Here is a 25,099-nt window from a genome sequence, read left to right as displayed (position 1 = left end):
ATACGATGCTTTAAAAAGAAACCCGCCCCGGCGGGTTTTTTATTATCTCGGTTTAGCCCCTCGTCCTGCTATCCCTATATGGCATTGCAATTACTCTTTACTACCCGACTTCGATTTCCTCCTAAAAGAGCCCAGACGCTCGCTAACAGTACAAAGTAGTCTTTACAGGGGTAACTCACTGCACATCGTCTATACGCTTTCTATGCGCTACTGAGGAGCGGTATCGTCTAATTGTCTTCACTGCCTTACTTCGTAAGAATGTAAACTGTTTTTGTACCAAGAACTAGCGAGCGTAAATTAACTTGTACTTCTATTTACCTCTCTAATGCGAGATATAAAAAAAGCCCCAAAAGGGACTTTTTAGCGGGTAAAGTTATTTCAGCAACAACACCTTGTTACCGGGAGAAATACTTTTATACAGAAAAAGGGTACTTGATTGGGTCGTGATGGTGGTAACCAATGACTTCAAAGTCATCCATGGTGACCCAGGTTTCAAGATCTTCGAGCGACTTGATGTCTGGATTAATCTTCAGCTGCGGCGATGGGAATGGCTCACGCTTAAGTTGGACATCACGCATTAGCTCCAACTGATCTTCATAGATGTGCGCATTGACGATTTTATGGTAGGCCTGACCAGGCTTATGACCAGTGATCTGGGCGACAATCGCCAATAGGGCGAAGACTTGGATTTGGTTGAAGTTCAACCCCAGTGGCACGTCGCAAGAGCGCTGGTAGCTAGTGAGGTGCAAAGTATCACCCAGCAAAGAAAACGTGTGGGTATGCATGCACGGACGCAGACAGCCCATATCGAACTCACCCGGGTTATAGAAGGTCAGAATTTCACCACGATCGTCAATCCCCTTACTCAGGTTATCAATGATCTTGCGCAGCTGATCGATCGTGCTGCCATCGGGCTTTTGCCAACTACGGCCCTGCACACCGTAGACGCGGCCCATATCATCTTCACCCTTGCGGTGAGGGTTAGCCTGCCACGCGGCATTGTCATTGGCGTTCATGTCCCACGTTTTCGTACCCAGAGCACGGAAGTCAGCGGCATTGTCATAGCCACGGATATAACCCAACATCTCGGCAATCGCGGCTTTCCAGAAGCTTTTGCGCGTAGTGATCAGCGGAAACTGGTTGTTGGCTACATCATAATTCAAATCGGCATTGATCACCGTTAGGCAACGCTTGCCCGTTCGCTCGTTCTCAACCCATACTCCTTCGTCCACAATGCGCTGGCAAAGCGCGAGATACTGTTTCATGGTTCCGCTGGCCTTAGTTAACAAATAAAGTGCGGCTAATTCTACACGAAACCACGAATTATTCAGGTTATATCCCGCTATAAAAAAGGGCAGCCCAATGGCTGCCCTGTCTTAGAGTATATTTGGATTAGGCTGTTTTGCCTTTCGGCTGGTATTTATAAGCCCATAGCATCATCAAAGCTCCACCAATCACCATCGGCAACGACAGGATCTGTCCCATACTGATCCAGCCACCAAACAAGCCCAGATGCGCATCTGGTTCGCGGAAATACTCGACGACAAAGCGAAAGCTACCGTAGCCGAATAGGAACAGTCCCGAGGCAGCCCCTGCCGGTCGTGGTTTGCGGATAAATACGTTAAGGATGATCATTAAGACCAAACCCTCGAGGAAGAATTCATACAGCTGAGAAGGATGGCGTGGAAGTGGACCGCCGGTCGGGAACACCATGCCCAATGGCGAGTCGGTCACCCGCCCCCAGAGCTCACCATTGATGAAATTGCCCACACGGCCGACGCCCAGCCCAAATGGCACTAGCGGGGCGATAAAATCAGCGACGTTGAAGAAGGTTCGATTGTTTTTGTAGGCATACAAAAACATAGCCGCAATCACACCGAGCAAACCACCGTGGAAGGACATCCCACCGGTCCAAACCTTGAACAAGTACAGCGGATTATCAAGGAACAACGGGAAGTTGTAGAACAACACATAGCCGATACGGCCACCGAGTACTACCCCAAGGAAACCGGCAAACAATAAATCGCTGACCTGATCGCGGGTCCAGCCACTGCCCGGCTTGTCAGCCCGGCGGTTAGCCAACCACATGGCAAACACAAACCCCAACAGATACATCATGCCATACCAGCGGATGGCTAACGGTCCAATTTCAATCAATACCGGATCAATATTCGGAAACGTAAAAAAAACTTGGCTCATCTAATAAATCTCTATTCTTCACAGGCGATAGGCCTATGATGATTATCCCATAAACATTTTGATACTGATAAACAGTAAAAAAACCGCAAATATTTTCTTAAGTACCGGTGTCGGTAGATAACTTACCCAAGCCGCACCCAAACGTGTCGTCTGCATTGAGACCAATACGATACCCAATAAAGCCGGCAGGTACACATAACCCAAGCTCATCGCAGGCAGCGTTTGCTCACCCACACCCGCCAACACAAACCCACTCATGCCAGCAATCGCGATCAGTACACCCGAAAAAGAGGCACACCCGATGGCCCGCCGCATTTCTACCCCGTGCCAGTTCAAGTAAGGGACCGTCAACGAACCACCACCAATACCGGCCAGGCTAGACACAACCCCGATCACCCCACCAGAGCAAAATGTGCCCACACCACTCGGCATATCACGCTGAGCGCTAAAGCGCAGTGACAACAGCATTTGGGTTGCCAGCAATAACACAATAATGGCAAAAATTTTCGGCAACATCGATGAAGGCACTAATTCTGCGACAAAACTGCCACCCAGCCCTCCCAAAATGACTCCCGGAGCCAAGCTGCGAACGATGGCTAAATCCACATTACCTAGCTTGAAATGGTTACGCGCCGACGAGCCCGAGGTCAAAACAATGCTCGCTAGGGACGTTCCCAGAGCAATATGCATCACCATATCGGCATCAATACCCGCCTGAGGCAGCAACCATACCAGCGCCGGTACCACCAGCAAACCACCACCAATCCCCAACAGGCCAGCCAGGATCCCGACCACGCCCCCCAGAGCCAAGCACCAAGCAAACACCCATAACTCGTTTGCATACAAAGGTACCATGTCGGTCATGCTGCTTATACCAACCAACGAAAACGGTTATACCAACCAACTAAAACGATGACTTTACTTACCAGCACGAATGAACCCACCCAAGCCATGGCCATCAACAAACTCAATAGTATTACGCCTTACTTCATCGGCATAAGTCGCCGATAAGGCGAACTCCGCCAACTGTTCCATGTCGCTGACCGACACGTGACGCAAAATGTATTTAATCTTTGCAACGTTACGGGTATTCATACTGAGCGAACGATACCCTATTCCCACCAGCAACAAGGCACCAATCGGATCACCGGCTAACTCGCCACATACGCTGACCGGCAGCTCAAGCTGCTGGCTGACGTCAATAATATGCTTGAGAGCATGGATTACAGCAGGGTGTAGCGCATCATAGATACCGGCAACCCGTGAATTGTTCCGGTCAACGGCCAACAAATACTGAGTTAAGTCGTTGCTACCGACCGAAATATAATCGACCCGCCCTTTCAAGGCCGGTAACTGGTAAAGGATGGAGGGAACTTCAATCATTATACCGACCCGTGGCCGGCGCAATACATACCCTTGATCAGCCGCTGTTTTTGCCACCTCGGTATAGGCTCTCTCTATCAAGGCCAACGAATCGTCCAGCTCAGCAATTCCGGAGATCATTGGCAACAGAATATCCATGTTGTCATGCCCGATACTGGCTTTCAGCATCGCCCTAACCTGAATTAAGAAAATCTCTGGATGGTCGAGGGTGAAACGGATCCCGCGCCAACCCAAGAAGGGGTTATCCTCTTCAATAGCCAGGTAAGGTAACGGTTTATCACCACCAATATCCAGCGTGCGCATGACCACCGGCTTGCCGCCATAGGTTTTGAGAATAGATTGGTACTGCTGGGTTTGTTCTTCTTCCGAAGGAAAGCTGCGCTGCAGCAAAAAAGGGACCTCGGTACGGTATAAACCAACACCGTCAACACCGCGGTTGACCGCTATACTGGTATCTGCACTCAACCCTGCATTGAGGAAAATATTAATACGTTCATCATCAAGCGTCGCCGCGGGTTTATCCAACCCAGTTTCGACAACTTCGGCCAATTCCTGCTCTTCTTTCTGCAAGCGTAGGTATTCAGCCAGTACATGACGATTGGGATTGACCAGCAGATCGCCACGGTAACCATCGACAATGACTTGGCTGTTATGAATTTTTTCCGGAACAAAATCGACCCCCATCACAGCAGGGATCCCCAGCGCTCGGGAAAGAATCGCGGCATGAGAGTTCGCGGCCCCTTCCTGGGAAACCACCGCCGCCAGCTTGTCGCGCGGGACACTAGCCAGCATTGCAGCGGTCAATTCACGAGTCAGTAGTACTACCGGCTCATCCCAAGAGTGCTCAGTGGCTTTCTCGTTGGCCAAAAAGTACAACAACCGCTGGCCGAGCTCGCGGATATCCTGCACTCGCTCTTTGAGGTAGGCATCCTCCATATTGGAAAAGCGAACAGAATAGATTTCCACTACCTGGCGAATCGCCCACTCGGCCATGTCGCCACCGGCAATTTTATGGGACAGATCCTTGCGCAGCATGGGATCGTTGAGCAAATGACTGAACAAGTCGAAAATCGCCAGCGTTTCCTTGTGCAGTTCACTGTCGAAACGCTTGCGCAGCCGACGAAACTCCGCACTCGCCAACTCAATAGCAATACTCAGACGCTCTTGCTCAGCATCCCGGTCCAAACAAGAAGCCGGGGCCACCAACTCAAGCCGGGGCTGGTTATCATCCCACCAAGCACGGGCAACCGCGACCCCGGTTGACGCAGCCGATCCCATCAAGTGCAAACCGTTATGTTGATCCGGCCACATACCCTGCGCCTTGGCATGAGCCAGCAATACTGCCAGCTGCGCGGCTAGCGTGACCATAAAGGACTCTTCACTTTCGTCGAACTCGCGCTGTTCACGCTGCTGGATCACCAGTACCCCGAGCACTTGCCGCTGATGGATAATTGGCGTACCAAAAAACGAACTGAAGGACTCTTCCCCGATCCCGGGAAGATGTTTGAAATGAGGGTGATGCCGGGCATCGGCAACATTTATGGGCTCAGCCCGGTCGGCAACCAAACCAACCAGCCCTTTACCAAAAGGCAAGCCGACATGACGGTGGGGCTTTTTAAGCCCCTTGGTAGCCATTAAGGTGAAGCGCTGGCGTTGGTGATCGGCAATGTATACCGAGCAGCACTCGGTCTTCATCGCCTTACACGTACTGATCACCAGTTGTTCAAGGGCATCAAGCAGACTCGGGGCCGTCGCCACCTTTTCAACAATTTCTCTTAGTTGCGTCAGCATAATCCGCCCCGCTCCCTACCAACAGGCCTAGCCGCGCTTGCCCCGGCGCTTTTTTCGCTCTTTGCGCTCTTTAAAAGGCATAGCTATAGCAGCAAATTCTTTTAATGCTCTGCGATAAACATCTCGCTTGAAAGACACAACCTGACGCACCGGGTACCAATAGCTGACCCAACGCCAACCATCGAACTCTGGCGTACTGCCACGTTGCATATTCACCTTTGACTCATCGCACTCTAGACTGAGCAGAAACCATTTCTGCTTTTGCCCGATACAAACCGGCTTGGAATCCCAGCGCACCAAGCGCTTGGGTAACTTGTAACGAAGCCAGTGGCGACTTGACGCCACAATTCGTACATCCTTCTTGGTTAGCCCTACTTCCTCGTATAATTCCCGGTACATGGCTTGCTCAGGGGTTTCCCCTTCATCAATCCCACCTTGCGGAAACTGCCAAGAATGTTGTCCATATCGTCGAGCCCAGAATACTTGGCCATGGCTATTACAGATCACAATACCCACATTAGGGCGGTACCCATCGCCATCAATCACTGGACGACCTCAATTAAATCTCTATTAATAGTGATTTTTTCACAGACAACTCAATGGGTAAACAAACATTGTTATTTATCCGTCTATTTTACTAGCCAAGCCTCATTATCTGGATAACTTTCGGTGACTGGATACTTTATGAACACCCCAATGAGACATAGCCCACATTTATACACGTTTTCTGTGGATAGATTTGTTAAGAAGCCGTCAATCCAGAGGATTACTATTGAGTTTGTAGTAACTAATAAATAAAAACAGAGACTCAACATTAAAGTAAAAACCTTAATAAACATGAATTAAAAACCAAAAAAGCAACTATAACCACGTTTTACAGCTCGTATTTTTGCACCACCAACCACGATCGGTCAAAGATCAACCAATCATCATTTTATCCACATCAAAAAGCACCAATCACTCAAAAAAGCACCAGGAAACTGATTAATTTACCAACCAACACCTGTATAAATGCACAGACAGGCTGGTGGAAAGTTTTTCCTTCATCCCCCTGTGGATAACTAGATAATAGGATCCTCTACGGCGGCTATGGTAGGATCTCCTGCCACAAAGAAGGTAAACGTCATGCAACCCACCCCGAAGACTGAACAGGAACTTTTGATGCGTGCCAACGCTCTCGCGGGAATGACCCTCGGTGAACTGGCACAGATCGCCAATATTGTCGTCCCGCCGGATCTCCGCCGTGACAAGGGCTGGGTCGGGCAATTGCTGGAGTGGCACCTCGGTGCCAGTGCCGGTAGCAAACCGGTGCCTGATTTCGACGACCTGGGCATTGAGCTCAAGACTATTCCTGTGGGATATCACGGCAAACCGCTGGAAACGACCTTCGTCTGTGTTGCCCCGCTAATAGGACTGCATGGCCTATGCTGGGAAAACAGCCATATCCGCCATAAGCTCGCACGGGTACTATGGGTCCCGGTTGAGGGAGAGCGAGACATTCCTCTTGCCGATCGTCATGTCGGCTCTCCGCTACTGTGGAGCCCTTCACCAGAGGAAGAGCAACAACTCCGGCAGGACTGGGAGGAGCTGATGGATATGATCGTACTCGGCCAAGTCGAGCAGATCACCGCACGCCACGGTGAAGTACTTCAATTGCGCCCTAAAGCGGCAAACAGTAAAGCGCAGACCGAAGCATACGGCGCCAATGGCCAACCGATCAAAACCCTGCCAAGAGGGTTTTACCTCAAGACCCAGTTTACCGCCAGCCTGCTGGAAAAGTACTTTATCCTTTAGGCACGATTATAGCGCAATCGTCATATCCTCACGGCAGTTACTCAGCAGCCCATCAGGCGAAAATTCATCATAGGGGTCAATGACCCTTAGTGTCACACTGGTGATCCCCAGCGGCCGCAACAGCTCCCTCACCTGCTCGATGGACTGAAACTTAACCATATCCCCACTTTCGGTTTTGAGCGGCTCGAGGTGATGCTTGTATTCCACTTCGATCAGGTAATCAGAACACCCTGCATAACTTGTCAAAATACAAGCAGGAGTAGCCCCACCTCCCGCTTTGGTCCAGTGTTTCAGTTGTGACAGCTTCATCGCGATCGCGCCTCCCCCAGCGTTACTCTGCATTACCACTTTCGACAATACCTAACTATTAGTCACAATCCCTAACTCAGCAAGGCTAAGGTAGGGACCTGCCGAGGTGCTGTAGGACTTCTCACACTATAAAACTCGCGCTATAGTCGAAGACAGAACATCTGCTCAGTCCAAGGAGGGCTAATGAAATACCACAAGATCCCCCACTCGAGCCTTGAGGTCAGCAAAATCTGCCTCGGCACCATGACCTTTGGTGAGCAAAACAACGAACAAGAGGCACACAGCCAACTTGATTTAGCCTTTGAACGCGGGATTAACTTCATTGATACCGCCGAGATGTACCCTGTTCCACCCAACGCACAAAGCCAAGGGCTCACCGAAACTTATATTGGTAGCTGGCTAAAAAAAACCGGCCAGCGTGACAAGGTTATCCTTGCGACCAAGGTGGCTGGGCCCCGCAATTTACCTTATGTCCGACCGGACATGGCCCTCGACAGGCGCAATATCCACGACGCTGTTGAAGCCAGCCTCAATCGGTTGCAAACCGACTATATCGACCTGTACCAACTGCACTGGCCACAACGTGAGACTAACTGCTTCGGCCAGCTCAACTACCAATACCAAGAGGATCATTCCGGCGTTACCCTGACAGACTCGCTTGAAGCACTCGCCGAATTGGTCAGAATGGGGAAAATCCGCTATATCGGCCTATCCAATGAGACCCCTTGGGGCGTCATGTCATTTTTACGCCTGGCCGAAAAGCACAACTTGCCACGAGTGGTCACCATCCAAAACCCCTACAACCTGCTCAACCGCAGCTTTGAAGTCGGTTTGTCGGAGATCAGCCACCATGAAGGGGTCGAGCTACTGGCCTACTCACCACTCGCTTTCGGTACCCTTAGTGGTAAGTATCTAAATAATGCCCGCCCGGAAGGAGCCCGCTGCAGCTTGTTCGAACGCTTTTCGCGTTACTTCAAACCGCAAGGCATTGCCGCTACCGAAGCCTACGTCAATATTGCCCACAAGCATGGCTTGAACCCTAGCCAGATGGCACTGGCCTTCGTCAACCAACGTCCTTTTGTCGCCAGCAATATCATCGGCGCCACTACGCTCGAACAACTTAACGAAAACATCGACAGCCTAGATGTCGAGCTAAGTGAAGAGGTGTTGCAGGATCTGCAACAGGTCGGCGTTCAATATTCCAACCCTTGCCCTTGACTTGCCAATGCCCCCGCCAGCAAATCGCAGGCAAAAAAAAAGCCCCCGTAATACGGAGGCCAAAAAACATTAGCTCAACCAACTTAGGTAGACACCTTTGTTGATGCCCGGCTACTTTACCTAAGCTTCCACCCTTGCTCTAGAGAGCATTCGTCGCAAAGCGTTGGTAAATGTTACAAGCCATGACGGTCTCTCCCTGTCGCTAACAGTTCGTCATGTTTTCCTCCCTCCGCAACCGTTTTACGGAGGGAGGCATTACGTCACGAGTCTAGATTTGTATTCCCGTCTCAAATGGCGAACCTTACGACTCGCAGAGGTGCTCAGTAGATGTGGGGCCATACGCTGCTCTTCATCGATACCGATGTCTTTTAGCATATAAGCCGAAAGATGGTACGGCAGGTGGACCTGAACACGACGGTGTTCTCGACGCCACTGGGCATCCTCACGTTTTACATCGAGTTGGACAAGAAAGACTGCAAGGCGTAGATATACTGATTGGCGCATAATTGTACTCTCCAAATAATTACAGATAGTTGGAGGGACACAGATCCTGCCGTTCAGGCTAACAACATAAGCAAAAACTTAGCTAGCCGCGACAGAAATCCGCGGCCCATTTACACAGCGGATTGCCGTTAATGATTAGGTTTGATGCAGGTCTCACCGAATGAACTGGTGTACGACATCGTGATAGTAACTGGCATATCAGCTCCTCCGGTAATAAGTTATGAAGATTTGAAGTATGGGTTTATTGTAACAAGTAGTGAATACAAAACAACCACCTAGGCTCGATTGCGGTGATAAAAAAACAATGCTCTGCGCATTAGCTTGGCCCCGCAGAATTTGATGAATTATTCACCGCTATCACGTATAACGCCAGACAATGCCACCAGTTTCAGCTTTGACGAAAGTGTTTGGGCGGTGGCACTAAATCATGCTTGTTGAGCAGGCGGTACATGGTGGCCCTCGACACCCCCAGCTCCCTGGCAGCAGCTGATATTTGCCCTTTATTGTTTTCGAGCACCGTCAATATTGCCCCACGCTCCGAATCAGCCCGGATTTTTTTGAGGCTTTGCTTATCGTCCATCACTCGGGGTAGATCAAGGTGATCGGCTTGTAATACTTTATCATCAGCCAACAAAATAGCCCGCTTGATATGGCCTATTAATTCCCTGACATTGCCAGGCCAAGAGTAACTCACCAGTAGCTGGCCAGCTTCCGATGATAGCTGCTTGACCGGGCTATTGTACTGACGGGCAAATTTCAGCATAAAAAACTCGGCCAACAGCACGATATCTTCGCCCCGCTCACGGAGTGCTGGCACCATCACCCCCAAGGCATTAAGCCTAAAGTACAACTCCTCACTGATCAGCCCGGACTCCAAAAGTTCTTCTTGAGAATAACGGGTTGAAACAATAACCCGAGTATCCACTGACACTTTTCGGCCCGAAACCATAGTAAAGGCTTCGACTTGTAGCAAACGAACCAATTCCTGCTGGCGCTCGAGATCAAGCTGGGTAATTTCATCAAAAAACAGCACCCCACCATCTGCTGCGGCTAGGCAACACTCAGCCGGTTTACCAGTCGCTAGCTCTGCCATCCAGCTCTCTGTTAATGCTTCGCAATTCACACTGACAAACGCCCCCTTGCCACGGGTCGACGCTTGGTGGATAGCCTGGGCAACCAACTCCTTGCCAGTGCCGATCTCTCCCTGGACCAAAACCGGGACATCTGCCATCGCGATCCTTTTGACATGATGACGAAGCTTTTTCATTGCTGCCTGCTCGCCCTGCAAACCAGATTGACCAAACACTCCGAGCTGCGGCCACACCCTATGCTCCAATTGGAGCATCCCTAACTGGTGACCGATGGTGCCGAGTAACTGAGCTTCAGGTACCGGGTCGGTGAAGTAATCGATACAGAAGTTAACGATAAACTGGCAAATAGAATCATGGTTAAGTTGACGCTCTTGTACCAGTGCCAGCCAGCGCACCTGTTTGTTGCGGTTGACCAGCCCAGCCACCCCTTGCAGGCTAAAGTCATCCCGAGTGAGATCGACAACGCCAATACAGGGGCCAATTTCCAGCATCAACGATTCGGCAGCACGGAGATCGTAACAGCGATGGCAAGCCCAGCCCGCTTTCTCCAGTACCTTTATCCAGGTCGGTGCCCCACCACCTAAAATCACCAATGTCCCCAAGACAGAACTGTTTCCCTTTGTTCTTTTCATCCGCGATACCTTCTCGGCCAGAGCATCCTTATTGGCTAAGGTGCCATTTCAGACATAGTCTGTAACCAACCAGTTAATACAATCTAACTAATGCGCAATTAATTTAATATTAAAATTGTAGCTAAGTCTGGCGATAGACAAAAATTTTAGACGCAAATAAAAAAAGCGCCCGAAGGCGCTTTCATGTTTCATCCCATTGAGACCTATTGTTAACTCACCGTAGCGCGCTCAGCCTGAAGCTCTGAATCGGTTTCAACGGCGGTGCCGATTTCATTTTCTGATTTCGCCACAATGGTGTTGACTGCCGTGTCACCGACCACGTTCGAGCTGGTGCAGAACATATCATTGATACGGTCAACAGCTGCAATGATTGCCAAACCTTCAGGTGGTAGGCCTAGTTGGTGCAGCAGCACACCCACCATCACCACACCACCACCCGGTACACCACCGGCACCGATAGAGAGCAACAGGATAGTCAGACCAAGAGTGAAGATATCAGCACTATTGATTGGCTGGCCGAAAGCATTGGCCACGAACAGCGTTGCCAGGGCAATGTAGATAGATACCCCAGACATATTCATCGTTGCCCCCAATGGAACACCAAAGCCAGCCACAGATTTCGACACACCAATTTTGTCAGTCAGTGTACGCATAGTCACAGGAATCGTTGCATTCGAGCTCGCCGTTGATAGCGAGAACAGGATCTGTTCGCGAGTATGGCGGAGAAACTCACTCGGCTTGATACCGGTTGCCAGACCCACCATCATTGGGTAGAAGAAGAAAATCCAGAACACCAGCATCGAGACAACCAGAGCCACATAACCGGCTACTGACATCAAGGTGTTGGCATCCAAAGTGGCACCCAGTTGGATCATCAGGGCAAACACGCCGAATGGCGCTAAGCTCATCACCAGGCCAACCAGCTTCATCATGATCTCATTGGCCATTTTGAAGGTCTTGATGGCAGGGCCACCACGGGTATCCAGTGCCTGAATCGCCAGACCGGTCAGGATCGCCATGAAGATGATCTGCAGCATATCGCCATTGGCAAATGCCTGCACCGGGTTACTCGGTACGATGTTTACAATCAGTGAGAAGATATCCGGGGTTTCTGTCGCCGTCAGTTCAACGGCTTCCGACACGGTACCGGCCAAATTGGCATCGGCGCCCGGTTGGAAAATCATCCCAACCGTTAAGGCTGCGGTAATGGCGATGATGGTATTGATAATGTATAGGGCAAAGGTTTTACCACCGAGGCGACCAAACGCGGTAATGTCTTTCAGTTCAACGATGCCGCAAACAATCGACACATACACCAAAGGAACAACCAATAGCTTGATCAACGAGACAAACATGCCGCCAGCACCTTCTGCCAAGCCGAGCACATAAGTATCCATCAAGGTCACGCCATTAAACAGGTACTGTATTGCCGTACCGATGATCAGGCCGGCAAATAAGCCTGCAAATATCTTTCCTGATAGCGATTTCTTCATCGTCCATCTCCAGTCTGTTGTGCTTTAAAAACTATATTTAGTTCCCATTCCCGCTGTCCATCACGAGATTGGGCGTCATTTTACACAGTGAATACAAACTTAAAAGAATAATTTTTACAATCTAGATACAATTTAAATACATCATTAATCACCAGAATCAGACGGTAAATCCAAAACAAAACACTAAAATCCATGCAAAACGGTAACTTATTCACACTATCAATAGCACAAAGTTTGGCGATATATGGCTTTGTATACATAATTATCAATTACGGAAAACGTGCCCCTCATCACACCCACGCGTTTACTATACGAACATTTTGTAACCAGATTTATTATTGGAAACTATTAAAAAGGCCTCTCTGATCCCAATCAGAAAGGCCCTTAGATTGCTTTGATAGCCAATAAAAAAGCCACCCGGAGGTGGCTTTCATCATTCACAATCAGCGTGGATTAGTCGTTGTTCTGCGGGCGCATAGCCGGGAACAGAAGGACGTCACGGATAGTGTGAGTGTTGGTGAACAGCATTGCCAGACGGTCGATACCGATCCCCTGACCCGCTGTTGGCGGAAGACCGTGCTCCAACGCTGTAATGTAATCAGCATCGTAGAACATGGCTTCGTCATCACCGGCATCTTTCGCTTCAACCTGTGCCTTGAAACGTGCGTCTTGATCTTCAGCATCGTTAAGCTCAGAGAAACCATTCGCCACTTCACGGCCACCAATGAAGAACTCAAAGCGGTCAGTGAAGAACGGGTTGTCATCGCTGCGACGTGCCAATGGCGAGATATCTGCCGGGTAGCCCGTAATGAACGTTGGCTGGATCAGTTTCGGCTCAGCCGTTTCACCAAAGATCTCCTCTAGCAACTGACCACATGTCCAGAAATCTTCCACTTCAACGTGAACAGACTTGGCAATAGAAACCATCAGCTCACGGTTCTGCAGATCTTCTTCTGTCAGCGCCTGGATTTGCTCGTGGTTCGGGTTGTAGTGCTTGATCGCTTCAAACATGCTCATACGCATGTAAGTACCGCCGAACTCAACCGTCTCGTCACCGTAAGGCATCGCCGTTGAACCCAGTACTTCCATCGCAACCGTACTTAGCATCTCTTCCGTCAGATCCATCAGATCTTTGTAGTCCGCGTAAGCCTGGTAGAATTCCATCATGGTGAATTCTGGATTGTGACGTGGCGATAGACCTTCGTTACGGAAGTTACGGTTGATTTCGAATACACGATCGAAACCGCCCACAACCAAACGCTTCAGGTACAGCTCTGGTGCCACGCGCAGGTACATGTCGATATCCAGTGCATTGTGGCGAGTGATGAACGGACGCGCTGTCGCACCGCCAGGGATCACATGCATCATTGGCGTTTCAACTTCAAGGTAGTCTTTAGACATCATGAAGTTACGAATTGCAGCTACCAGCTTAGAACGGATGATGAACGCATTACGCGAGTCGTCGTTAACGATAAGGTCAACGTAACGCTGGCGGTAGCGCATTTCCTGATCAGTCAGGCCGTGGAATTTTTCTGGCAGAGGACGCAGTGCTTTGGTCAGCAGCTCGTACTCGTCCATGTTAACGTAAAGGTCGCCTTTACCTGATTTATGCAGGGCTCCTTTAACACCGATGATGTCACCGATATCCAGACCTGAGTATTTTTCTTTCAGCTCTTTCTGAACGTTCTTGTCAGCGTAAGCCTGAACACGGCCAGAGACATCTTGAATCGCAAGGAAAGGACCACGCTTAGCCATTACACGGCCAGCAATTGCCACTACGTTACCCGCTTCAGCAAGCTCTTCTTTAGTCAGTTCGCCGTATTTAGCCTGCAGATCTGCCGCGAGGCTATCGCGACGGAAATCATTTGGGTGGCCGTTTGCCTTGCAATTTTCGCGGATCTTATCCAATTTCGCGCGACGTTCAGCAATCAGCTTATTCTCATCTTGTAATTGATCAGTCATGGGTTAACCCTTAAATGTTTTAACCGGAGTCGGTTACAGACCTGATTTCAGGCTGGCTTCAATAAAACGGTCTAAATCGCCGTCAAGTACGGCCTGGGTGTTACGATTTTCCACCCCGGTACGTAAATCTTTAATACGGGAGTCATCCAGCACATAAGAGCGGATCTGGCTACCCCAACCAATGTCAGACTTTGAGTCTTCATTGGCTTGCTTCTCAGCATTTTGTCTCTGCATCTCAAGCTCGAACAGTTTCGCTTTCAACTGCTTCATCGCCTGATCTTTGTTCTTGTGCTGAGAGCGGTCATTCTGACACTGCACCACGGTATTGGTCGGCACGTGGGTAATACGTACTGCCGACTCAGTGGTGTTTACGTGCTGACCACCTGCGCCCGAAGCTCGGTAAACATCAATACGTAGATCAGATGGGTTGATCTCGATATCAATGTTGTCATCCACTTCCGGGTAAATAAATGCTGATGAGAATGACGTATGACGGCGGCCACCGGAGTCAAATGGTGACTTACGCACCAAGCGGTGAACACCCGTTTCTGTACGTAACCAGCCGTAAGCATATTCGCCGCTAATACGGACAGTTGCCGACTTAAGGCCAGCTACATCACCTTCAGATACTTCGATAACTTCTGTTTTGAAGCCCTTGGCATCTGCCCAGCGCAGGTACATACGCAGCATCATAGACGTCCAGTCCTGTGCTTCGGTACCACCCGAACCAGCCTGTAGATCGATATAGCAATCTGAGCCATCGTGATCGCCAGAGAACATACGACGGAACTCAAGCTTGGCCAGTTTGCTTTCTAGCTCAGCGAGTTCTGGTTCAATCTCGTCAAATGTCTCTTGATCTTCTTCTTCAATCGCCAGCTCAAGCAAACCTTCGACGTCTTCCACGCCTTGGTCCAGCTGATCGATCGTATCAACAATCGCTTCTAATGATGAACGTTCTTTCCCCAGCGCCTGTGCGCGATCGGGTTCATTCCATACATCAGGTTGCTCTAACTCTGCATTGACCTCTTCTAGACGCTCTTTCTTAGCATCATAGTCAAAGGTACCCCCTAAGGATATCAGTACGTGCTGATACATCCTCAAGTCGGTTTTTAATAGGATTAATCTCGAACATTGCCACTCTTCATAGCCGAAATGGACATAACCGAAGGATTCTATCGAATTGTAGATAGAATATACAGTGGAAAGGGAAGGGAATCGGCGAATTTATTTTTTTAACCCGATCACAAAAACGCCGTCTGTTACAAAGAGGCGGCTTTTCACCTTGCCTCTCTGCAACCGGGATAGCGGCAGACTGTTTTTGCCCGCCAAACGGCACTTAAACAGCCGTGATGTGCTCGACCAATAACTGGGCGCTGCGGTTATCGCGGAACTCGTTGACATCCAGTCGGTATGCCAATTCTACCTGCTGGACCGAGGCATCCGGCCAGCGACGAACATCAACATTGAAGGCAATAGCATCAATCACGCTGCCACCAGCCAATGGCTCAAGCATCATCTTGAGATGCTTGCTACCCACCAGCTTCTGGTGCAGCAGACGGAAGCGGCCATCAAACATCGGCTCGGGGAACTGCTGCCCCCACGGCCCACCAGCCCGCAACACTTCTGCCACCTGCAAGTTCAACTCCTGCGGCATTAATTCACCATCGCTGAGCAACACGCCACGCAATGCATCTTCGTCGAGTTCAGCACGTACCGCGTTGTCAAAGGCTTGATTAAAGGCGTCCAATTGCGTCTCAGGAATGGTCAGTCCTGCCGCCATGGCATGGCCGCCAAACTTGAGGATCATCCCTGGGTTTTGGGTATCGATAAGATCTAACACATCACGCATATGCAAACCGGGGATAGAGCGGCACGAGCCCTTGATTTCACCGTTACCGGCATCAGCAAAGGCAATCACCGGGCGGTGATATTGCTCTTTGATACGCGAGGCAAGGATCCCTATCACGCCTTGGTGCCAGTCTCGCTGGAACAGCGACAAACCGTATGGCATGTCCTGTTTGTTAAACTTAAGGCGCTCACAGATCGCCACCGCCTCTTCTTTCATTCCGTGCTCAATTTCCTTGCGAGTCTGATTCAAGGCATCAAGCTCGGTGGCCATTCTGCGCGCAGCCTGAATGTTGTCACACAGCAATAATTCCACCCCGAATGACATGTCATCCAAACGTCCAGCCGCATTGATCCTCGGCCCCAAGGCAAAACCCAAATCGGTGGCGACCAAACGGGCTGGATCGCGGTTGGCGACTTCAATCAGGGCACGGATCCCCGGCCGGCACTTACCAGCCCTAATACGCTGCAGGCCCTGATGAACCAAAATACGATTATTTCCGTCCAGAGCCACCACATCGGCCACGGTCCCCAGCGCGACTAAGTCCAGCAACTCAGCCAAATTAGGCTCTGGTAGCCCCTGCTCGGCAAACCAGTTTTCCTCACGCAGCGACGCACGCACGGCTAGCATCAGGTAGAAGGCAACCCCTACCCCACACAATGCTTTGGAGGGAAACGTACACTCATGCAGATTGGGGTTCACGATGGCATCAGCTTCCGGTAATACATCTCCCGGTAAGTGGTGGTCAGTGACCAATACTTGAATACCGCGCGCTTTCGCTGCGGCAACCCCAGAAATAGAAGAGACCCCGTTGTCCACCGTCATGATCAGTTCAGCCCCGCGATCGGCAGCCTGCTCAACCACTTCAGGGCTCAAGCCGTAGCCATCGTCAAAACGGTTAGGGACCAGATAATCGACATTACGGCTGCCTAGCATCCGCAATGCCAGCACGGACAATGCTGAACTTGTTGCCCCATCGGCATCGAAATCACCGACAACGATGATCCGACGCTGCTCGGCTAATGCCTGCTTAAGCAGTGCCACCGCTGGGGCAATGCCGTACAGCTGGTTATAACCCAGCAACCCGCGTACCCCGCGCTCCAATTCAACTTCACTAGAAATACCTCTGGCAGCATAGATCCGCTGCAAGATAGGCGGAGTTGAGTCGGTAAACTGGCTGGTATCGGCTTCTGGACGGCGTTTAATTTCAATCATTGGGTCAGTCTATAGGCAGGGGATAAGTTAGGGTTACTTGGGCATATGTGCCTCAAGCCATTATAGGCGCTGAACATGAGCGGGCAACAGAAATTCGGCGTGTAAAAAAGCCCCGGTCTTAGCCGAGGCCTTGTACCCGAGTCACTGGGTGTATGCTTTTTTAACCGCGGCTATCTAGCATCTGACGCAGCATTTGCGCCGGCTGGTAACCCGGCAGCATAGTGCCATCTTCCAAAATCATCGCCGGCGTACCGGAAACACCCATTGCGACACCGAGCTGATAATGTTTATTGATCAAATCGTTCTGTGTCTCAACACCGGCAGGGTTAAAGGTGCCTTCTTTGGCCTGATCCATCGCTTTCGCCGGATCTTTGGCTCCCCAAATAGCACTCATCTCACCGAAGTTACGCGAGCGCTCCCCCCCACGTGGAAAGGCCAAATAGCGAATGGTGATACCCGCATCATTGTAGGCCTGCATTTCACTGTGTAGCTTGCGGCAATAACCACAGCTGGTATCGGTAAAGACCGTTACCACATATTTTTCATCTTTGGCCGGATAGACGATCATTTCGTCCTCCATCCCCTGTAGCTTGGCCTTGTTCAACTTAGCCATCTTCTGCTCGGTCAGGTTAACCGGCTCTGCATCAGTAGCCTGATATAGACTGCCAAGAATGAAATGGCCACCATCATCGGACACATAAAAAATGCCACGCTCAGTCACGACTTCATTGAGCCCAGGTAGCGGTGAAGCGCTGATAGAAACCGGCGCCAGCCCCAGTTTACTCAACTTGCTTGTAATTGCCGCCTCATCTGGCTTGGCTGATGCCGTAAAGGCAGTCATTGCCACTGCGGTTGCAAGTAACGTACGACTCAAAAAGTGCATGCGACTCTTTCCTTTAAAAAAATAAGTTCGTGCCGGAGTATGGCGATCACCGCCAGCACCCATCACTACGGGGTATATGACCCCGATAGTGCAAAAAAATTTCACATTCCGCAAATAATCTCACCCTTTCTAGTATATACCCAAGTATCAACCAGATGCAGGTTAGCCATCACGGTAAGCAAGGCTAAACAGCCACTCAAGCTCGTGGATGGTGCTCACCATGTAGCTGTTTGAGTCGCTCGGTCGCAACATGGGTATAAATCTGGGTGGTCGATAAATCGCTATGCCCGAGCAGCATCTGCACCACTCGTAGATCCGCCCCGTAATTGAGCAAGTGGGTCGCAAACGCATGGCGCATCACATGGGGGGACAATGTCTCTGCATCAATGTCGGCCTTCACCGCATAGTGCTTGATCCGATGCCAGAATGTCTGGCGAGTCATCTGTTTGGCTCGCTTGCTCGGGAATACCACATCCGAGCTTTTCTCCCCTAACAATAAGGGGCGCCCGTTTTGCAGGAACTGTTCAATCCAGTCAATCGCATCCTCGCCCATCGGCACAAGGCGCTCTTTATTACCTTTACCGATAACCCGCACCACTCCTTGGCGCAAACTGACATTTTCCATCGTCAGACTGACTAACTCTGTAACACGCAACCCGGTGGCATACAGCAACTCAAGCATCGCCTTGTCACGCAGCTCTATCGGATCGTTGGGATCGGGAGCCGACAACAAAGCATCGACTTGCTCTTCGGTAATATCTTTGGGCAGGCGCTTGGGCAGCCTTGGGCTAACGAGCAGAGCGCTGGGATCATCATCGCGCATTTTTTCCCGATTTAAATACTGGAACAAACGACGGATCGCCGACACCATGCGGGCCCGGGAAGTCTGTTTATAGTCAGCATCGAACAACCACTGCTGATATCGCTGCAGATCATCGGTAGACACCCGCTCTAGCGTTAGCCCTTGCTCGTCGAGCCAGCTCTCCATTTTTTTCAGATCATTGCGGTATGACATCAGGGTATTTTCAGACAAGCCCCGCTCCATCCACATCGCATCGAGAAACCGCTCGATGATCACTTCATCGTTTTCCACTACAACCTCGGTGTACGCTTTAGGGGTTATTTCCCGCAAAAACACATGGATAAATACACAGTACTCAATGGTAGACGATTTCCAGTCAAATGTAACGACTCGGCCCAGTTGCAACCGGAATTTCTGACTCAATCACTCAGAAATAGTCAAGACCGCCCAAGCTAGGTAGAATCCCCTATCATTATTCGTTACACATTGGACAAGCAGCATGAAGATTGGCTTATTCTACGGCTCAACCACCTGCTATACCGAAATGGCCTCGGAGAAAATCCGCGAATGCATCGGTGCTGAACTGGTTGATTTACATAATATCAAAGAAGCAGATATCAGCGGGATGAACCAGTATGACATGCTGATCCTTGGGATCTCGACGTGGGATTTCGGCGAGTTGCAGGAAGACTGGGAAGCCGTGTGGGAGCAACTCGACGGGCTCAGCTTGAGTGGCAAAACCGTGGCCCTATTCGGCCTTGGCGATCAGGAAGGCTATACCGAATGGTTCCTCGATGCGATGGGCATGCTGCACGAGAAACTGCTGGCGACCGGCGCCCAGTTTGTCGGCTACTGGCCAAATGAAGGGTACGACTTCGAAGCCTCGAAAGCACTTACCGACGACGGCACGCTATTTGTTGGCCTGGCTCTGGATGAAGATAGCCAATATGAATTGAGCGATGAGCGTATCACGACATGGTGTGAACAAATCCTAACTGAGTACAGCGAAACGCTGTAACGCTTTTTTCATCGCCCCCCTCCAACCGTGCGTGAGCGGCTGGAAATACAAAAAGGGATGCCGAGGCATCCCTTTTTTGTCTTCGCTCTTTTAGTCAAAGCGATACAATCTATATCACCTTAAGCGGTTTGGCTTTCCTGCTGGTCTTGCTTAATCGCCTGTTGTGAACCAACAAAGCAAGTCACAACCAGCGCCGCAAATGTCGGCATCACCCACGCCATACCGTAATCAAACAACGGCAAAACACGGAATGCAGAAACATTAAACCCTGCGACCTTAGCGGCATCAATCATGCTGAACGACAGCGCCACCAGCATAACAACGCGGTAAGACAGTGTCGGGCTTGGCAACCAGCGGCGGATGAACGTCAGGATAACCAATGCCATTGCAATTGGATACAGAGCAAATAGCGCTGGCAGCGACAGGACAATCAGCTGGTTCAGACCTACATTGGCCACCACACAGCAAATCACTGATAACAATACCGCCCATTTTTCGTAAGACCAGCGAGTCAGCGAAGAGAAGTACTCAGAACACGCACTGATCAGGCCAACCACGGTGGTCAAACATGCCAACAACACAATCAACGACAACATCATCTGGCCGGCAGGGCCAAATAGCGCCGCAACGTAGATCGCCAGGATATCACCACCATTCGACGCATTGGCCGCAATGTTGACACTGGTCGCTCCCAAGTAGAACAGGGAGATATACACAAATGCCAGACCGGCAGCGGCAATAAGGCCGGCCATGATCAGGTATTTACGGGTTGCTTGCTCATCGGTCACACCTTTGTTACGCACGGCATCAACAATCACCATACCGAACAGCAAGGCGGCAACCGCATCCAGGGTGTTATACCCTTCGACAAAGCCTTTGAGGAACGGCATCTCGACATAGTCACCCTTGGCCGCTTCAATCGCATCTTGCGGATTGACGACAACGCTCACAGCCAATACCACTAAGGCCACAAACAAAATCGGTGTCAGGAACTTACCGACCAAATCAACCAAATTGCCACGTGAACGCGACAGGAACATCGCTATGCCAAAAAAGACAATAGAGAAAACTGTAAGGCTAAGCTGTCCTGCATCGGCAATAAACGGTTTCACGCCCATTTCATAGGCAACCAAACCGGCACGCGGAGCGGCAAATGCCGGGCCGATCACGATAAAGATCAGCACAGCCAGTAATGTGGCGACTTTCGACGGCAAGTCTTGGGTCATGCCTTTCCAACCGCCGGCAACGGCAACGGCAATAATGGCAACAAGCGGCAAGGTAACACCGGTTGAAAGGAACCCGAACATCGCCGGTACGAGGTGATCACCAGCCTGCTGGCCAGCCTGTGGCGGGAATATGATATTACCTGCGCCTAAGAAGAAAGCGAAGGTCATAAAACCCAACGCCATGATATCGGTAAAACTGAGTGACTTTTTCAAACTGCACCTTCCACTCTTGATGTTATGTCTGCTGTTTTGTAAATATTGTTATTTTTTTGGCCACAAAAAAGGATTACCTGAATGTGACCTTGCTCGCAGCATAATGACGAAAAAGCACTCAATAAGCAATATCACAGTTAAAAACACTACATTCTTTGGTTTCAACACTAAAAAACTAGTATATACAACCAAAAAAAACAACCAGATCAAAGTTAAATACCGATAAAATCCACTTATGAAAAACATAAAAAACAGAATCAATAACCATGCAACAACTATTCAACAGAAGGTTATCATTCTTAAATTGTTCCCGAGCAGGCTATAATGGCAAGGTCAAAAACATCACAAGGTCCAGCTACGCCATGGCAAAAGGTTTCACCTTCAAGCAATTCCACATTAATGACCACGGCTGTGGTATGCCCGTCAGTACTGATGGGGTTCTGCTCGGTGCCTGGGTAACCCTGTCGCCATCTGGCCCGATCCTCGATATCGGCACAGGTAGCGGTTTGCTAGCGCTGATGGCAGCACAACGCACAGCTAAGCAAGGCAATCCCATCACCGCGATTGAAATTGACAACGGTGCAGCATTGGCAGCTCAGCGCAACGTCACCGACTCCCCATGGACAGGACGCATCAAAATAGCGCACCAAACCGTTCAGGCTTGGGCTAACCAGCAACCAGCCGGCTCCGTCGGTACGATTGTCTGTAACCCGCCTTATTTCAACCATGGTGAGCAGGCTGACAGCCAAGCACGGGCAACGGCACGTCATACCGATACCTTGCCACATCACGAGTTGCTGGCGGCTATTCGCCACCTGCTGAGCCCAACGGGAAGTGCCAGCCTCATTTTACCGGTGTATGAAGGCGAGCAATTGATCGAAGCGGCGCGTGTCCACCAGCTCTATTGCCAGCGGTTGTGCAAAGTGAAAACCACCGAGCGCAAACCACCGAGCCGGCTGCTGATCGAATTGGGGACAAATCCGTCATCGTGCCAAAGCGAACGACTGGTGATCCACCAAGGCGGCCAGTACAGCAAGGGCTTTATTGCCCTAACCAAGGCGTTTTACTTGAAAATGTAATGTGAATACCGCATTCAATTTGGCGAAATGCGGAAGTTTTTATACTTTTATCGGTGATCGTTGCGGCAATAATCTCTATAATGCCGCCCCTTATGTTTTTTGCACGTAACCGGCGATCTATAGGCTCCCCATATAAAAGAGGGGGATTCCCTTATTTCCCCAAGGAGAAATGACTGGTGAGAGAGTTTTCCGAATTAGAATTAGATAGCGAGCTGCTGCAGGCCATTGCCGATCTCGGCTACGATCGCCCAACCGTGATCCAAGCTGAAGCGATCCCGCACGCGCTGGATGGCCGAGATGTACTAGCGTCCGCTCCTACCGGTACCGGAAAAACCGCAGCATTTCTTCTGCCGATGATCCAGCACCTGCAGGATTTCCCGCGTAAAAAGCCGGGGCCTGCGCGCGTACTGGTACTAACACCAACCCGAGAGCTGGCTATTCAGGTCGCCGATCAAGCCCGCGCGCTTGCCAAGCACACCCAGCTGAAGGTTTTCACCATTACCGGCGGCATCTCCTACGATGAGCATGCCGAGCTATTGGGCAAAACCCAAGATATCGTGGTGGCAACACCGGGTCGCCTGATGGAGTACATCGAAAGCGAGCGCTTTGACTGCCGTGCAATTGAATGCCTGATCCTCGACGAAGCTGACCGCATGCTGGACATGGGCTTTGGTAAAATCGTCCAACGTCTTCACAACGAATGTCGCTGGCGCCGCCAGAGCTTACTGTTCTCCGCAACCTTGGAAGGCAAAGGTGTCCGCGACTTCTCAAGCACCATCCTTAACGAGCCAGTTGAAGTCAATGCCGAGCCGCCACGTCGTGAGCGCAAGAAAATCCATCAGTACTACCACCGCTGCGACGACATGGCCCACAAGCTGGCGCTGCTGGAGACAATTCTTAAAAGCGAAGCCGAACGCACCATCATTTTCGTCAAGACTCGAGAACGTCTGGCGACACTGCGTGACCAGCTTGCTGCGATGCAGATCCCTTGCTGCTGGCTCCAAGGCGAAATGGCCCAAGCCTCGCGTAACAATACTATCCGCCGCTTCCGTGATGGCGAAATAAATATCATGCTGGCAACCGACGTTGCTGCCCGTGGTATCGATCTGCCGGATATCAGCCACGTCATCAACTTCGACATGCCACGTACTGCCGACGTTTACCTACACAGAATTGGCCGTACCGCCCGGGCCGGTAAGAAAGGCACTGCCATATCGCTTATCGAAGCACATGATCAAAGCATGATCGATCGTGTTGGTCGCTACATGAACGAAGAAGTGGCAGAGCGTTTTATCGAAGGCATGCGCCCGAAACACAAAAAAGCCCTGACCGTGAAAAAGAAGAAGAAAAAAGATCCGAAAAAGAAAGCGGCTGTGAAAAAGAAAAAAGCGAAGAAGTAATACTTCTGCTTTCACCTAATACACAAACGGGCTGGTATTCACCAGCCCGTTTTTTCTAATACCAAACCCAATAATATTGGTACCACGACTCTACACGATAATAATTACGGCTCTTCGCGCTTAAACACCAACTCGGTCGCCGTCGACTCGGCTGGCACAAAGTAATAACCCGCGGTATCAAACTGCTTGAGCTTTTCCACCGAATCCACTTGGTTATCAATGATGTAACGCGCCATCATGCCACGCGCCTTCTTAGCGTAGAAGCTAATAACCTTGTAAGTACCATTCTTGCAGTCTTTGAACACTGGAGTTATTACCTTACCCGCCACCTGCTTGGCCTTAACCGCCTTAAAGTATTCATTTGACGCCAAGTTGATCAGGGTATCATCACCTTGCTCAACTAATGCCTGGTTGATCTTATCAGTAATGATATTGCCCCAAAACTGGTACAAATTGGTGCCGCGCGGGTTGGCCAGCTTGGTCCCCATTTCCAGACGGTATGGCTGCATCAAGTCAAGCGGGCGCAGCAGGCCATACAGGCCCGATAGCATTCGCAGATGCTGCTGAGCATAAGCAAATTGGGCGTCATCCATGGTTTCGGCGGCCAAACCGGTATAAACATCACCTTTAAAGGCTAAAATCGCTTGGCGGGCGTTATCGGTGGTAAATTCAGGTTGCCACTCAGCGAAACGGGCCGCATTCAAACCGGCGATTTTATCACTGACTTTCATCAGGCTGGCTATCTGGGCCGGGGTCAGCTCGCGACACACTTCTATCAGCTCTGCCGAATGATCAGTCAGCTCAGGCTGGGTGAACATCTCTGTTGCCAACGGAGAGTCATAATCGAGTGTTTTTGCCGGTGAAACCACTATTAACATGGGATGCTTCCTTTTGATCTTATATGGCTAAGATGTTAACAGCATGACAAAAAAAAACCACGCGTTGTACGCATGGTCTTTTCTATTCGCTATGTTCCCTTAAGTTGTTGCTACACTTAAAGTAGGCAGCAACTGGAGGGAATTTTTATGCTCCAAGCTCACT

The 25,099-nt window shown here is 50.3% G+C and carries 21 protein-coding genes; 5 read left to right on the top strand and 16 right to left on the bottom strand.

All coding sequences use genetic code 11. The annotated features are described in order from the left end of the window. Positions 1–413: 413 nt before the first annotated feature. The 5 genes from NHN17_RS08700 to rppH form a co-directional block, all read right to left on the bottom strand. A complete protein-coding gene (locus tag NHN17_RS08700; RefSeq protein ID WP_255041918.1) occupies positions 414–1,265 on the bottom strand; it encodes a thymidylate synthase in 852 nt (283 codons plus the stop codon). A 127-nt stretch (positions 1,266–1,392) separates the two neighbouring features. Beyond that, entirely contained in the window at positions 1,393–2,199 is an 807-nt protein-coding gene (lgt, locus tag NHN17_RS08695) for a prolipoprotein diacylglyceryl transferase (protein ID WP_255041916.1), read from the bottom strand. 42 nt (positions 2,200–2,241) lie between these two features. Beyond that, a complete protein-coding gene (locus NHN17_RS08690) occupies positions 2,242–3,063 on the bottom strand; it encodes a sulfite exporter TauE/SafE family protein (protein ID WP_255041915.1) in 822 nt (273 codons plus the stop codon). 54 nt (positions 3,064–3,117) lie between these two features. Beyond that, the gene (gene ptsP, locus NHN17_RS08685; protein WP_255041913.1) at positions 3,118–5,373 is read right to left on the bottom strand and encodes a phosphoenolpyruvate--protein phosphotransferase; all 2,256 of its coding nucleotides are present in this window, start codon (positions 5,371–5,373) and stop codon (positions 3,118–3,120) included. Positions 5,374–5,400: 27 nt separating this feature from the next. Continuing rightward, positions 5,401–5,919, bottom strand: coding sequence for an RNA pyrophosphohydrolase (rppH, locus tag NHN17_RS08680; protein WP_039465987.1), 519 nt, complete (start codon positions 5,917–5,919; stop codon positions 5,401–5,403). Between the two features lie 579 nt (positions 5,920–6,498). Here rppH and mutH point away from each other — a divergent pair. Then, complete coding sequence (gene mutH / locus NHN17_RS08675) at positions 6,499–7,167, top strand: DNA mismatch repair endonuclease MutH (protein ID WP_255041911.1); 669 nt, start codon at positions 6,499–6,501, stop codon at positions 7,165–7,167. A 6-nt stretch (positions 7,168–7,173) separates the two neighbouring features. On the opposite strand, the gene NHN17_RS08670 is transcribed toward mutH, so the two are convergent. Then, the gene (locus NHN17_RS08670; protein WP_255041910.1) at positions 7,174–7,476 is read right to left on the bottom strand and encodes a DUF6482 family protein; all 303 of its coding nucleotides are present in this window, start codon (positions 7,474–7,476) and stop codon (positions 7,174–7,176) included. A gap of 183 nt (positions 7,477–7,659) precedes the next feature. Here NHN17_RS08670 and NHN17_RS08665 point away from each other — a divergent pair, with 183 nt between their 5' ends. Continuing rightward, positions 7,660–8,694, top strand: coding sequence for an NADP(H)-dependent aldo-keto reductase (locus NHN17_RS08665; RefSeq protein ID WP_255041909.1), 1,035 nt, complete (start codon positions 7,660–7,662; stop codon positions 8,692–8,694). A gap of 255 nt (positions 8,695–8,949) precedes the next feature. On the opposite strand, the gene NHN17_RS08660 is transcribed toward NHN17_RS08665, so the two are convergent. The 8 genes from NHN17_RS08660 to xerD all read right to left on the bottom strand — a co-directional run bounded on the left by NHN17_RS08660 (position 8,950) and on the right by xerD (position 19,413). Beyond that, positions 8,950–9,198 carry a hypothetical protein gene (locus tag NHN17_RS08660; RefSeq protein WP_255041908.1) on the bottom strand — a complete coding sequence of 83 codons (249 nt, stop codon included), beginning with the start codon at positions 9,196–9,198 and terminating at the stop codon, positions 8,950–8,952. Positions 9,199–9,586: 388 nt separating this feature from the next. Continuing rightward, the gene (locus tag NHN17_RS08655) at positions 9,587–10,921 is read right to left on the bottom strand and encodes a sigma-54-dependent transcriptional regulator (RefSeq protein WP_255041906.1); all 1,335 of its coding nucleotides are present in this window, start codon (positions 10,919–10,921) and stop codon (positions 9,587–9,589) included. Between the two features lie 209 nt (positions 10,922–11,130). After that, positions 11,131–12,414, bottom strand: a complete 1,284-nt coding sequence (locus NHN17_RS08650; RefSeq protein ID WP_255041905.1) for a dicarboxylate/amino acid:cation symporter — start codon at positions 12,412–12,414, stop codon at positions 11,131–11,133. Between the two features lie 453 nt (positions 12,415–12,867). After that, the gene (gene lysS, locus NHN17_RS08645) at positions 12,868–14,376 is read right to left on the bottom strand and encodes a lysine--tRNA ligase (RefSeq protein ID WP_255041904.1); all 1,509 of its coding nucleotides are present in this window, start codon (positions 14,374–14,376) and stop codon (positions 12,868–12,870) included. A 33-nt stretch (positions 14,377–14,409) separates the two neighbouring features. After that, a protein-coding gene (gene prfB, locus NHN17_RS08640; RefSeq protein WP_255041902.1) for a peptide chain release factor 2 occupies positions 14,410–15,508 on the bottom strand; the annotation gives its coding sequence in 2 pieces (ribosomal slippage) (positions 14,410–15,432 and positions 15,434–15,508; 1,098 coding nt in all). Between the two features lie 204 nt (positions 15,509–15,712). Continuing rightward, positions 15,713–17,437 (bottom strand): single-stranded-DNA-specific exonuclease RecJ, encoded by a 1,725-nt coding sequence (gene recJ / locus NHN17_RS08635; RefSeq protein ID WP_255041900.1) that lies wholly within the window; start codon positions 17,435–17,437, stop codon positions 15,713–15,715. 160 nt (positions 17,438–17,597) lie between these two features. Then, a complete protein-coding gene (gene dsbC / locus NHN17_RS08630) occupies positions 17,598–18,320 on the bottom strand; it encodes a bifunctional protein-disulfide isomerase/oxidoreductase DsbC (RefSeq protein ID WP_255041899.1) in 723 nt (240 codons plus the stop codon). A gap of 196 nt (positions 18,321–18,516) precedes the next feature. Continuing rightward, complete coding sequence (gene xerD / locus NHN17_RS08625) at positions 18,517–19,413, bottom strand: site-specific tyrosine recombinase XerD (RefSeq protein WP_255041997.1); 897 nt, start codon at positions 19,411–19,413, stop codon at positions 18,517–18,519. Between the two features lie 208 nt (positions 19,414–19,621). Here xerD and fldB point away from each other — a divergent pair, with 208 nt between their 5' ends. Next, on the top strand, positions 19,622–20,140 hold the full coding sequence (gene fldB / locus NHN17_RS08620) for a flavodoxin FldB (RefSeq protein WP_255041898.1): 519 nt from the start codon (positions 19,622–19,624) through the stop codon (positions 20,138–20,140). 119 nt (positions 20,141–20,259) lie between these two features. On the opposite strand, the gene brnQ is transcribed toward fldB, so the two are convergent. Continuing rightward, positions 20,260–21,579 (bottom strand): branched-chain amino acid transport system II carrier protein, encoded by a 1,320-nt coding sequence (gene brnQ / locus NHN17_RS08615; RefSeq protein WP_255041896.1) that lies wholly within the window; start codon positions 21,577–21,579, stop codon positions 20,260–20,262. A 362-nt stretch (positions 21,580–21,941) separates the two neighbouring features. On the opposite strand from brnQ, the gene NHN17_RS08610 reads away from it, so the two are divergent. Both NHN17_RS08610 and srmB read left to right on the top strand, forming a co-directional pair. Next, positions 21,942–22,658: a tRNA1(Val) (adenine(37)-N6)-methyltransferase gene (locus NHN17_RS08610; protein WP_255041894.1), complete on the top strand. Its 717-nt coding sequence runs from the start codon at positions 21,942–21,944 to the stop codon at positions 22,656–22,658. 176 nt (positions 22,659–22,834) lie between these two features. Beyond that, positions 22,835–24,058 carry an ATP-dependent RNA helicase SrmB gene (srmB, locus tag NHN17_RS08605; protein WP_255041893.1) on the top strand — a complete coding sequence of 408 codons (1,224 nt, stop codon included), beginning with the start codon at positions 22,835–22,837 and terminating at the stop codon, positions 24,056–24,058. Positions 24,059–24,162: 104 nt separating this feature from the next. Here srmB and yaaA read toward each other — a convergent pair whose 3' ends face one another. Further along, the gene (yaaA, locus tag NHN17_RS08600; protein WP_255041892.1) at positions 24,163–24,936 is read right to left on the bottom strand and encodes a peroxide stress protein YaaA; all 774 of its coding nucleotides are present in this window, start codon (positions 24,934–24,936) and stop codon (positions 24,163–24,165) included. Positions 24,937–25,099: the final 163 nt, after the last annotated feature.

Origin of the sequence: Photobacterium pectinilyticum, assembly GCF_024357955.1 — a bacterium.
Lineage (GTDB): Bacteria > Pseudomonadota > Gammaproteobacteria > Enterobacterales > Vibrionaceae > Photobacterium > Photobacterium pectinilyticum.
Note: the sequence above shows the minus strand (reverse complement) of the source record. Positions and strands in the feature narration are given on the sequence as shown.

Bases quoted from the DNA above. Each gene is read 5' to 3' on its own strand.
- NHN17_RS08700 (WP_255041918.1), bottom strand. From the start codon at position 1,265: ATGAAACAGTATCTCGCGCTTTGCCAGCGCATTGTGGACGAAGGAGTA.
- lgt (WP_255041916.1), bottom strand. From the start codon at position 2,199: ATGAGCCAAGTTTTTTTTACGTTTCCGAATATTGATCCGGTATTGATT.
- NHN17_RS08690 (WP_255041915.1), bottom strand. From the start codon at position 3,063: ATGACCGACATGGTACCTTTGTATGCAAACGAGTTATGGGTGTTTGCT.
- ptsP (WP_255041913.1), bottom strand. From the start codon at position 5,373: ATGCTGACGCAACTAAGAGAAATTGTTGAAAAGGTGGCGACGGCCCCG.
- mutH (WP_255041911.1), top strand. From the start codon at position 6,499: ATGCAACCCACCCCGAAGACTGAACAGGAACTTTTGATGCGTGCCAAC.
- NHN17_RS08670 (WP_255041910.1), bottom strand. From the start codon at position 7,476: ATGAAGCTGTCACAACTGAAACACTGGACCAAAGCGGGAGGTGGGGCT.
- NHN17_RS08665 (WP_255041909.1), top strand. From the start codon at position 7,660: ATGAAATACCACAAGATCCCCCACTCGAGCCTTGAGGTCAGCAAAATC.
- NHN17_RS08660 (WP_255041908.1), bottom strand. From the start codon at position 9,198: ATGCGCCAATCAGTATATCTACGCCTTGCAGTCTTTCTTGTCCAACTC.
- NHN17_RS08655 (WP_255041906.1), bottom strand. From the start codon at position 10,921: ATGAAAAGAACAAAGGGAAACAGTTCTGTCTTGGGGACATTGGTGATT.
- NHN17_RS08650 (WP_255041905.1), bottom strand. From the start codon at position 12,414: ATGAAGAAATCGCTATCAGGAAAGATATTTGCAGGCTTATTTGCCGGC.
- lysS (WP_255041904.1), bottom strand. From the start codon at position 14,376: ATGACTGATCAATTACAAGATGAGAATAAGCTGATTGCTGAACGTCGC.
- recJ (WP_255041900.1), bottom strand. From the start codon at position 17,437: ATGATTGAAATTAAACGCCGTCCAGAAGCCGATACCAGCCAGTTTACC.
- dsbC (WP_255041899.1), bottom strand. From the start codon at position 18,320: ATGCACTTTTTGAGTCGTACGTTACTTGCAACCGCAGTGGCAATGACT.
- fldB (WP_255041898.1), top strand. From the start codon at position 19,622: ATGAAGATTGGCTTATTCTACGGCTCAACCACCTGCTATACCGAAATG.
- NHN17_RS08610 (WP_255041894.1), top strand. From the start codon at position 21,942: ATGGCAAAAGGTTTCACCTTCAAGCAATTCCACATTAATGACCACGGC.
- yaaA (WP_255041892.1), bottom strand. From the start codon at position 24,936: ATGTTAATAGTGGTTTCACCGGCAAAAACACTCGATTATGACTCTCCG.